Origin of the sequence: Desulfosarcina widdelii (assembly GCF_009688965.1) — a bacterium.
Classification (GTDB): domain Bacteria; phylum Desulfobacterota; class Desulfobacteria; order Desulfobacterales; family Desulfosarcinaceae; genus Desulfosarcina; species Desulfosarcina widdelii.
Genome location: NZ_AP021875.1, coordinates 6,142,793 through 6,154,189, shown reverse-complemented (window position 1 = coordinate 6,154,189; position 11,397 = coordinate 6,142,793). Strand labels below are relative to the sequence as shown.

Below are 11,397 nucleotides of genomic sequence, written 5' to 3'. Positions count from 1 at the left end.
TCCACTATATATAGTGTGTAGTAGGCCTGCATCCGACAAAAGATGGATGCAGGTCATTACCGCTACCCTCTCGGTGGAAAAGGATCGTTGCCGTAGGAGTTTTTCTCCCGAATCTTTCCGTCAGCGCCATGGATCAGGAGTTCGCTCTGTTGGTTCTGCGCGATGTCCCTGCCGGCATCAATAGCCTCTTTCTGGGTGTCGTGAAGCGAGGTACATTTGGAATTCCCTTCGCCTTTGACGCCCCAACGATCACCTTGGGGTACGATGTGTTGATTCTTGCCCATTGAGATTCACCTCCTCTCATAAAATATTTACCAATTGATAATGCGATCATTGTGCCAAAGGCAAAATACGCTTTTAATATTGAATTTTAATTATCATTACAAAGTGTTGTGTACGTTTTTGCCTATGGATTGATGTCTGGCGGGATAAAACCTATAATAAACTAATTTATCGTAAAACAAGTTTATTTATATTTTGAAATTAAAAAGTGTCGAGAAGTGAAAGGACTCAAGGAGAGACAATACGGAAGGAAACCGTTGTGGATTTACACTTACGCCACCATTCCTTGTAGGTGGTTTCCGAAAGGCGACTGACGAGAACTTTGTCCGGGCCGGAGCCGAGGCTTTCGTCGAGTCCCTGGCCGAAGGAAACGCCCCCGATGTCCGTGAGGACGAAGCGGTCATGGAGTTTGTCACGGGGATGGACAACGATTTCGAGAGTTATGCTGGCGGGTATGCGGACAGCGATGCAAGCTCTACATTGGGTTTCGAGATGACCTATCTCGATATCGTCCCCGACATGATACACAATCTTGCCGATGCGGGGGCCATGGGGCCGGGTTGATAGAGATTCCATGAGGCGGATCAGGACGTTCCGGAATCGTTGCTGATCTGGCCGGAAATTGCGATCCACCAGCACCACTTCACCAGCGCAGTCCAGGATGGATTGAATTACACCCAACATAGTAGCGGCATTGCGCTCGACCGATTCATCCTTTGGAACCCGCCAGAGGGGATGGTCGATCAGGCTCAAATCACATGCAAGCACATCATCCCGATCACCGTCATACGTATCGACGATAATCGCGCGGAAGGGGCGCTGTTCATGGGCAGCAAGGGCGGCGGCAAGCCAGTCGGTGGCATCGACTTCAGGCGCGGTTTGGCGGGTATAGAGTGCTCTTTTAATCAAACGGGTGGCGGCCTCTTTCAGGCGCTTTTTCATGACCTCGCCGTTGTCCGAGCGTTTGATGGCCTGCAAGACAAGCATTTTCCACTTTTTTCGGGGGATTTCGGAAACCAGACGCCCCTCTTCCCTGCCGAAAGAAGCAACCAGAAACCGGACATCCTGCCAGTCAGCGAACAGTTCCGGTGAAACCGCGAATTCGAAAATCATCAGAAAAACAGCTCCCCGTCCCGTTCCTCGAAAAAGCCGTCGGGCCATTCGTCTTCGAATTCGCCGGTTTCGTCAACCTTGAGTTGAGTAGCCTCCACGCCTGTGCCACTCTTTTTTACGAATAGGACGGACAGTTGTTCCGGTGACAGTCCGTCCACATCGGTCGGGAGTTCATTTGCCGTTGTTTCCCGGATACGACGCAGAAAGCGCAACAGCAAATGCTCACTGTGGGTTTCGATCAGGAAGCAAACCTCTCGCTCCTTCACCCGGTGAATGAACAGATCTCCAAGTGCTACTTGCAGGGCCGGGTGGATATGCAGCTCCGGCTGTTCCATGGCAACCATGCCGTCCTCGGTGGCCAGGGCCGCAACAACAATGGGTAACAATTGGGAGATGCCCACGCCGATGTCCTGGGGCTTCAGTTCGATGTCTGATATTGCATCCCGGATTGCCAGACGGGTTTTCACGGGAAGGCGCTTCAAGTCGCTGTCGATGCTTTCTATCTCATCCAACACGTCACCCTGCTCCAGGGCGATCATCTGAGGGCTGGTGATGTCCATCTCCTTGTAGCGTTTCAATTCCATCCGGTAGCCCGTATCCAGACGTTCCCTACCGGCGACCCATTCATTCAATCGGTCAATGAGGACCGGGGATGCATGATGCAATAGATCCCAGGCCGCCAGTCCGTTGGCCCAGCGGGAAGCGTCCGGAGAACGAACGGACCGAAAATTCCGTGAAGGGATTTCGCGGATCGGGCCGATGTACTTGAACTTTCGCAGAGCATCCCGCAGCAGTTCACCGGGACCGACAATCAACGAACTGGCAACGGCAGTAAAGATGGTTCGAGAATCGTAATCAACACTATCGGACAAGGTCTCATGATCAAAGGCAAGGGATTTCCCCCATACCGGCAATGCCGTTCGTTTTTGTCCGGCAATAGACAGGGGACTGTCGATATTAACCGATCCATCGTCAGCTTGTTGAAACGTCAGAAACAGGGGAAACATCGGACCAAGTTTTTCAACATCCTGAAGCTCATTATCCGCCATAGCTCTTTTCAGAATCGCTCTAACTTCATCGTCGGTGTCCGGCTCCCTGAAAATGGGGTGGAGCATATGAAAGTCCGTCAAATAGGTCTGGCGGCCATCTTCGGATGTTTTGATGGCGGCCAGTTTTTGCCCATTTAATCCAACCGAGTACGTAGAAAGAATCGGTTGCTCCGCCATTGAACTCCATTGGATCGCTATTTCCACCCACCCCGACTTGGCGCGGGCCGGAATTCCATAAAGGTCAGATTCAAAATAGTGGATTGGCCCAATATCATCATCAACCCAGTCCCGATATTCGGGCAGGTCCTCACCCTGCAGATCAAAATCGAAACGCAGGGTAACCGGCCTCGATATATCGTGGTTATGGATCAGATTTGTGAAACCACCAAGATCAAGCCCCCGGCCCCCGGAAAGGGTGGCGTCTGGATCGAGGTTGGCCCGTTCAAAGATTTCATGGGCATAGTGCAGAGCTTGGAAAATGGTGCTTTTTCCGGCACTGTTGGGACCGAACAGGAGTGTAACCGGTTTGAAATCGATTGTAACGGGATCACCAATGCCCTTGAAATTGGAAAGCGTTAGGCTATTGACGATCATTAGAGATCTCCTCGGAAGGCTCTTTGGGAAAGGGAATTAAACAGATTATCGCTATTGTGCTTTTCTTGTAATAGCTTTCGTCGAAAGTCCTTGAACTTTTTCTCTATAAAATAGAATCGTTCTTGAATATCCATTGGGGGAACTAAAGCTATATAATTCTTTAGTTGTGTTATATTGATTGAGGCAACCCCTGTTGTTTGTTTTGCAGACCGTAGAAAGTATCTTTTCCCCCTATTCGACCCTATTTGCATACTTAAGTATTCAGGAAGGACGACTTCCTTTTTTGTTCTCACTCTGAAAATATGGTTTTGATGAATGCATGGATCGATTTTTCCTTCCCAGACCGCCCCCCTGCCGAGTTTATCCGGGTCACCACCTTCCGTTAACAATAGATCCCCACTGCATAATTTATATTTATCAACATCACTTTCAAGGACTTCGATATCGCTAATATCATCCAGATTAATAAAGCCATCTTGGACATTTGCAACGCGCATGTAAGGTACAAAAGACGTTTTTTTGCCGTTGAATTTTCTTCCCTTTGTTACCCCTGATTTAATTTCCGATATTTCCGACAACTTCCTTTCCGGCCACCTCTTCTGATTCGTCACCGGATCACCAAACATATCCAGAAAAACGGATTTTAAGAAGCCATCCGCGAGTTCGATGGCCTTTTCCCGTTTGCGGCAGATGGCGTCGGCCTTGTCGAGGATGGCGGCGATGCGTTTTTGTTTTTCAAGAGAGGGGAGAAAAAAATGAACATATTCCAAATTCGATCTTGTGATTTGAGGTTGAGCAGTTCCTGAAATCACATCTGAAAACCCTCGGCTTTTTAGGCGATGAAAAAAGTATTTGATATCTACCTTGTTTGCATCAAGGTCATCCAAAGCCATCGCATTTCCAGTTACATATGAATAGGGCTCACAAATATGGACTTGGCCACATGTGGCTCCTCGGCATGTAACTAAAATAGTTGGCTTCTTATGATTGTATTCGTCGTAAAATCCAATTTTGCCATTAGCCCCATAAACTGGATATCCACTGTCCTTAAGTTTACTCATGGAAAGGGTTTTCCATTGCTTAGGATTGCAAAGGTCAAAAAGCCATAGTTTCTCTAAACCTTTTTTCATCCCAACATCCCTTCCAACTCCGCCATATCCGCCAAAATTTCTTCCTCCAACGCTCTCATCCGCTCCAAAATCACCTTCGGCGGATCATACACCTCCTCCTCGTAAACAACCTCTTTATAGCGGTTTATAGACAAATCATACTTATTGGCCTTGATCTTCTCCTTGGGAACAAAAAAGCATGTTCCGGTCCGGTCCGTATCCTTTTTCGGATCACGCGCTTTCCAGCGCTTGATCACATCCGGAATATCGTTGGCCTCGACCTTGGTGCGCTTGTCGTCCAGGGAAAAACCGTCGGCTGTGACATCGTAGTAAAACACCTGATCGGTTCGGCCGCCCTTGGTGAAGACGATGATAGCGGTGGAAACCCCGGCGTAGGGTTTGAATACACCCGAAGGCAGAGAAATTATTCCTTCGAGTTGGTTCTCCTCAACCAGCATTTTGCGCAGACCCACGTGGGCCTTGGAGGAACCGAACAGAACACCGTCGGGCACGATGGTGGCCGAGCGGCCACCGAGCTTGAGCATGCGCAGGATCAGGGCCACAAACAACAGCTCGGTCTTCTTGGTTTTGATCTTGGCCAGAAGGGTGGGATGTACGTCCTCATAGTCCAGGCTACCCTTGAATGGCGGATTGGCCAGGACCACGTCAAAAGCGTCGGCGGCCTGGTCCGGGAAACGGTCGGTAAAGGTATTGCTGAGCGAGTCCTGATATTTGACAAAGGGCGCGTCGATGCCGTGGAGCATCAGGTTCATCACGGCGATGCGCAGCATGGTGGCGTCGAAATCGAAACCGTGAAACATGGCGCTTTCCAGATGCATGCGCTGGTCCGGCGTCATCAGATCGCCAGTGAAGGCCTTGCCCAGGCCTTCCTGCTCCAGGATGCCATCCGCCGAGGAGTATTTCTCCAGCAGATAATCCACCACGCCAACAAGAAAGCCGGCGGTGCCCATGGCCGGGTCTGCCACCTTTTCGCCGGTCTCCAGACAGGGATCAACCAGTTCGACCATCATACGGATGATATGCCGGGGGGTGCGGAACTGACCGTTAATGCCGGCGGTGGTGAGTTTCCCCAGAAGGTATTCGTACAGGTCGCCTTTAACGTCTCCCCGATCCAGGGGCAGGGCGTCGATCATGGTGACGGCCGTGGCCAGGAGGGTGGGTTTCTGGATCAGGAGTTGGGCGTCCTTCATGTATTCGCCAAAGGGAGTGTCCGCCATGGCCACGTTCTTAAAATGGGGGAATACCTCGTCCCGCATCAGGGGGAGCATTTGAGGTGCCCCCATTTCCACCAGGGATGACCATCGCAAGTGCTGCTGGTCTTCGGCGAAGATGCGTTTGAACGGCGCATTGGTGCGCCTGGCCCGCTTTTCGTTGCGGCGCTCGATGACATCGAGCAGGCGGGCGAACATCAAATAGGAAATCTGTTCGATCACGGTCAGGGGATTGGTGATGCCCCCGGTCCAGAACTCTTCCCACAATTTATCGACTTTGGATTTCATCTCACCGTTTATCATATGTTCTGTTTAGGTACTCCTTGGAAATAATCGGGTGGAACATGGGCCAAACCGGACGCTTCCGGCTGAAAGGTTTCGATAATGCCGATGAGGGCATCGACCTGACGCTCATCGGTGAACACGCCGTCAATCCCCTCGGCCGAAAGGGTGGTGAACGGCGCCTCGTACAGGGTTTCCAGTTCGATGGAACCATGTCGGCTGATATGGGCCTGGAGCATGCGCATGAACTGGAGCTGGCGGGCGTCCAGGTCGGCATGGATTTTGGCGAAATTCTCGAAACGCTCGCGCACGGCAGCCGAATCCATGCCGATGATGGAGCGAATGATGAATTCGAGTGAATAAGCTTTCCCCTGATAGAACTCCCTGAGGAGTTTCAAATCCACATCTGGATGCCGGGTCAGCACCAGCGAGACGAGGGCATCCAGATCTTCCCGGCTCACTGGTTCGCCGGCCTTGATTTTTTTCAGGGTCTCGTTGGTGTCGAACAGGGACAAAAGGGCCTCTTCCACCCGCCGGCGGTAAACGGCCATGTCGTTTTCCGTGAGAAAGGTATCCCGTTTTTCGTGTATCTCGCCATCGTCCTTGACATCGATGACCTTGGGATAGGGTTTGGGTGGGGGCGGCGTCTTTTCCCTGAACTGCATAATGCCGCGCAACTCCAGCCGGATGGTTTCAAGGGATTCGGCCGTGACCGATTCCCAGAAGCTTTCCCGTTCCACCTGGTCAATAACGGACTGCTTGGCCTTGACTTGGTTAAGGTTTCGCCGCAGCCCGGCAACTTGGGATAGCAATCGCTCCTTGAGACGTTGAAAATTCGCTCTTTTTTGGATCAGGGCCGTCTGTAAATCGGTCATCAAGCCATCGAAACGGATAATATCGGCCTGTCCTCGAATATCTACCCACTGCATCAGAGGCGCCATGGCGGTGGTAAGAGACGCCCGGGTGGCGGCGGAGAATTGCCGCAGGGTGGCCATGTTTTGAAGGGCTTTTTTCTCCTTCCATTTTTCCCGCACGGCAATGGTTCTGTCCGGCAGGGCGTCTATATCCCTTCGGATCAGCTCGATGCAGTTCTCGAACACGGCGGTTTCGGAAGCGCTCCGGGCAATCTCGGCCAGTTGCAGGCGGGATTCGAAAACCTGCCGCATCAGGGGCCTGTGATTATCCTGCTGGGCTTCCTCGTAGACTTCGTCAAAATAATCGAAATTGCCCCAGTGATCAAAAATCCGAAATACATTCTTGTGGCTGCCCGGACCGAACAAGTCCGGCCTGAGACGGGTTCCCCGGCCGATCATCTGTTGAAATTTGACCTTGGATTTAACTGGCTTGGCAAAAACCAGATTGACGATCTCCGGCACATCGATGCCCGTATCCAGCATGTCCACGGAAATGGCCACGGTAAGATCGTCCCGTCCGCCGCCGGAAGCCTTGAAATAGTCGATGAGCTGTTCAGCCCGGGGATCGTAGTTGTCGATCACCCGGCAGAATTTCCCGCCATATTGAGGATACAGCTCGTCAAACAAGGTGGCCAACAAAACGGCGTGGTCATGGCTGCGTGCAAAGATGATGGTTTTACCCGGGTGCTGGCCGGTTTCCTCCCGGATGCCGTTCTCCATGAGATTTCTCAGGACCATCCGGTTGGTGTCCTTATTGAAAATCTGCTTGTCCACCTCACGGGCATCGTAATCGAAGGTTTCAGGATCTTCGCCATCCTCCTCCAGTTCGCGGCGCTGAGCCTCGGTGAGGTCCCGGTACTTGATGCCTTTTCGCAAAAAACGGGTGGTGTGGGTGTAAACCTCGTAAGGAACCAGATAGCCTTCGGCAATGGCCGTGGCAAGGGTGTAGTTGGCCGTGGGGTCCTGATCGTTACAGCCGAAAAGTCGGAATGTGTTACGGGAAATGAAATCCACGGGGGTGGCGGTAAGGCCCACCTGAAGCCCGTCGAAATAACGGAAAATGCCCCGATAGCGGTTGTAAATACTGCGATGGGATTCGTCGGCAATGATCAGGTTGAAAAAGCCGGGATCGAAGGACTGGAAGATTTTGTTCATGGCCGGATAGGTGGCCAGGTAGATGCGATGATCCCGATCGCTGGCGGTTTTGGCGCTCACGATGGTGAGGGGTTCCTGGATGAACTCCACGAAAGTGTTTTTTGCCTGCTTACGCAGTTCCTTGCGGTCACACAGAAAAAGGACCCGTTTGACCCAGGCAGCCCGGATCAATAGATCGGTCAGGGCGATGGCCACCCGAGTTTTTCCGGTGCCTGTGGCCTGCACGATCAGGGCCTTGCGTCGGCTGGAACCGAAACGCTCGCAAACACGTTTGATGGCTTCGAGCTGATACAGACGGCCGGCGATTTCGGGCGACGCATGGATGGTATCCAACGGTTTGCGGTTTTTGCGCTGGTAATGCAGATTGCGCAAACTCTCCCGGGAATAAAAGCCGAACAGCTTACGGGGAGGATAATTCTGCACATCGTCCCACAGGTAGATGTCATGGCCATTGGTGTAGAAAATCGCCGGCCGGGCGCCAGGGTACATTTTCTCCAGGCCATCGGCGTACAAGGCCGCCTGCTCCCGCCCTTTTTCGGCATTTTCCACGGTACGCTTGGCTTCCACCACGGCGAGGGGTGTGCCGTCGTCATCCCAAAGCACGTAGTCCGCATATCCCACCCCGGTTTTGGTGGGCTGGTATTTGATTTCTTCTTCCTGGGAAACGTCCGCCGTGTTTTCACCGTCCGGGGCCACATGCCAGCCCGCGTCCATCAGTTGGGCGTCGATAAGGCGCTGGCGGGTCTCGGCCTCGTTGAAGGCCAGTTCGTCCGCCGCGGCCATACCGGTCTGAAGCAGGCGCTCCAGTTCCTCGGCTTTTTTCTCGGCAGTGACGGCCCTTAGGCGTGAGGCTTCCAGTTCCCCGAGAACATCTCGGAGCCGGGCCTCTTGCAGGGCGATATTTTTCGCCAGGGTGTGCCGTTTGGTTTCGTCCGGCGCGTCCGGTTTCATCGGCGCCTGGTAAACCGGCCAGTTCTCGCGGGAACCGCCGCTGATGACGAAAAACCAACGAGAAAGATCGAAGGCATCTTTCAGTGCCTTTAGGGCCTCATCCGTATCGACTGGCCGTCCATGAGCTGCCCGGTTGCCGGCCTTGCGGATCAGGTGAAAGGACTGGACCACGACCGGTGGAACCGCCGCCCGAAAGGTATCGCCGGTCATCAGATCGTTGAGCGAGGCATTGTATTCTTTCGGGAATTGGTTTTCCTCGTAAATCCTTTGGACGATGTTTTCGACTAAGCTGCGCAGCTTTATCAGGGCGCTGGCCGGATCGGTATGGGCATAGATCTCGGCAAACCCGCACAAATCGGCCAGCTCAGGCCAATTGGGCCGCATGAATTCGAAATTCGTCGATGGCATCAGGATTGTCCCCATGACCAGGGTATAAAGCAACGTTGATGCCGTTTTTTATTCCACGCCATGTCTCTTCATCCAGTTGGTCAAGGTCTGATAATTTGAAAATCCTATTAATTCAGCCGCTTTTCTCTTTTTTCCGCCGGATTCCTGAAGCGCACGTTCGATATAATGTCGTGCAACGCCGGAAATTGTGTCGGTGAGATTGAAGCCGTCGCCCAACGGCTGATTCAATACGCCGGAACTTCCGGCCGAAGCCAGAGGAATCAATGCCTCCTCGGCATCCAGGCGGGTAATGGTCCGGCCAGTGGTCCAGATGGCGGCCCGCCGTAGTGTGTTCAAGAGTTCCCGGACGTTTCCCGGCCAGGAATGTTGCAATAGAAAATTTTTTGCGTCCGGAGAAATTTTTTTATCTTTATAACCGGGTTCGTTGGCGCTTTCAAGATTGACTTGCTCAAGGAGCCGGCCGATCAAAAAGCCGATATCCCCTTTACGCTCCCGCAGGGGTGGAATTTTCAACACTGCTACCGCCAGCCGGTAAAACAGATCGGAACGGAATCTGCCGGCAGTCGTTTCGGCGATCAGATCCTTGTGTGTGGCAGCGATGAGCCGAACATCCACCTGGATTGGCTTTGTGGAGCCAACACGGACAATTTCATTTTCCTGGAGTGCCCGCAGGAACTTGACCTGCACGGATAGTGGAAGGTCTCCCAGTTCATCTAGGAACAGGGTGCCGCCGTCGGCCGCTTCGAATACGCCCCGGCGCTCTTTTTCGGCACCGGTAAAGGCCCCTTTAACATGGCCGAACAGTTCGGCTTCGACCAGTTCAGAAGGAATGGCCCCACAATTGACCGCAATAAAACCGCCTTTGCGGGGGCTTGCACGATGAATAGCCCGGGCCAACAGTTCCTTACCGGTTCCAGATTCACCTTCGATCAATACCGGAACGGATCGCGGCGCCACATGGCGGGCTTTGGTGATAAGCCGTTTCATCACCGTGCTTTTATAAAGGATTTGCGCAAATTCAGGCGCTTCAGGTGGCAGCCCTTCGCTGAGTTCGACCAGCCGCCGGTCCAATGGTTTTAAAAGGTCGGGAATGAATTCGGCGGATATGTCAAAGGGAAAGGAGACGGTGTTAACACCTGCCTGGGTTGACGACTCGATCAGTTCGGCCGGGAAGCGCGTTTTTGCCAAAATTACCCAGACCGCCGCCATGTGGGACGTGCCCGGGCTGATATGATAGGTCAGCGATACATCTTTTCCGTGCCGAGCCTGCACGGTCTCTATGCAACGGACAGCGGCTTCATAAATTTCCCTGAAATTAGTAGGACTGGTCAGTTTCTCCCGCCGGGTGACAACGGGCACTTCTGTTTGTTTTTCAAGCCAGGCCAGGTAAAGTCCGGCATCTTTATCCACCAAATCGTTGATCAGCCAGATTTCATCAAACGCCCTTGCTGCCAGGGCCTGAACGATGGGGCCCACCCCGGCCTGCTTTTCTTCCTTGGCGGCTCTGACGTCCGTCAGACCGATCCAGCATATCAAGATTTGTTTCATGAACGCATAGTGGCTGGTGTTTTGTTTAAATGGATGCGATCAACATTGATACCTTTTTTAGGCCAAAAAAGTATTATTGCAGAATTTTTATTTTCGATTCGTCGATAAGTCAATGATTTCACGGCAGGATGGCACACTCCGGCACCGATTCGCCGTCATAACGGATTAAAACCCCGTTGCAGGACCGGCCCATGGCACAATTGACCACCACGGTTTTCCCGAGGGTTTCAATACCGGCTTGTTCATGGATATGGCCGCAAATCACCAGTGCCGGCGCACGGCGCTCCACCAGCCGTTTCACGGCCCGGCTGCCGGCATGGAACCGGCCCAGCACCCTGTCCCGGACACCGTAAGGCGGCGGATGGGCCACCAGGACGTCGCCGGGCTGCAGCAGATCGGAAAGCCGGGCCACAAGGGCACTTTCAGCAAGTCCCAGGCGGGAGTGAAACGGCAGTGGCAAGGTTCCGCCGACACCCACGAAACCGACTTCGTTGACGATCTTGCGCGTGGCGTGCAGGTTTTGCAGTCGGGGGGGCCGGCCAAGGGAGGCCTCCAGCCGCCGGCTGTCGCTGTTCCCCCGAATAAAAAAAGTCGGCAATGAAAGACGGCTAAGCGACCCGGCCACTTCATCGGGTCGCATGCGGCGGGAAAGGTCGCCGGCCAGAACCAGCAGGTCCGGCCGTTGGGTGGCAACGTGGGTTTCAATGGCAGCGAGGCGTTCCGGACGCCCGTGAAGGTCGGCGGCAGCATAAATCAACAT

At 53.1% G+C, this 11,397-nt stretch carries 8 protein-coding genes; all 8 read right to left on the bottom strand.

The window, feature by feature from the left end; genetic code table 11:
* Window positions 1-62: 62 nt before the first annotated feature.
* Window positions 63-284, bottom strand: coding sequence for a DUF2188 domain-containing protein (locus GN111_RS28155; RefSeq protein ID WP_155306938.1), 222 nt, complete (start codon window positions 282-284; stop codon window positions 63-65).
* Between the two features lie 226 nt (window positions 285-510).
* Window positions 511-1,395 carry a hypothetical protein gene (locus tag GN111_RS28150; RefSeq protein ID WP_155306937.1) on the bottom strand — a complete coding sequence of 295 codons (885 nt, stop codon included), beginning with the start codon at window positions 1,393-1,395 and terminating at the stop codon, window positions 511-513.
* Complete coding sequence (locus GN111_RS28145) at window positions 1,395-3,038, bottom strand: AAA family ATPase (protein WP_155306936.1); 1,644 nt, start codon at window positions 3,036-3,038, stop codon at window positions 1,395-1,397. The genes GN111_RS28150 and GN111_RS28145 overlap by 1 nt, the downstream gene beginning before the upstream one ends.
* On the bottom strand, window positions 3,038-4,168 hold the full coding sequence (locus GN111_RS28140; protein ID WP_155306935.1) for a restriction endonuclease subunit S: 1,131 nt from the start codon (window positions 4,166-4,168) through the stop codon (window positions 3,038-3,040). The genes GN111_RS28145 and GN111_RS28140 overlap by 1 nt, the downstream gene beginning before the upstream one ends.
* Window positions 4,165-5,667: a type I restriction-modification system subunit M gene (locus GN111_RS28135; protein WP_231715587.1), complete on the bottom strand. Its 1,503-nt coding sequence runs from the start codon at window positions 5,665-5,667 to the stop codon at window positions 4,165-4,167. The genes GN111_RS28140 and GN111_RS28135 overlap by 4 nt, the downstream gene beginning before the upstream one ends.
* A gap of 11 nt (window positions 5,668-5,678) precedes the next feature.
* Window positions 5,679-9,089: a DEAD/DEAH box helicase family protein gene (locus tag GN111_RS28130; RefSeq protein ID WP_231715586.1), complete on the bottom strand. Its 3,411-nt coding sequence runs from the start codon at window positions 9,087-9,089 to the stop codon at window positions 5,679-5,681.
* A gap of 48 nt (window positions 9,090-9,137) precedes the next feature.
* Window positions 9,138-10,625, bottom strand: a complete 1,488-nt coding sequence (locus tag GN111_RS28125; RefSeq protein ID WP_231715585.1) for a sigma-54 interaction domain-containing protein — start codon at window positions 10,623-10,625, stop codon at window positions 9,138-9,140.
* Window positions 10,626-10,755: 130 nt separating this feature from the next.
* Entirely contained in the window at window positions 10,756-11,397 is a 642-nt protein-coding gene (locus GN111_RS28120) for a metallophosphoesterase family protein (protein WP_155306932.1), read from the bottom strand.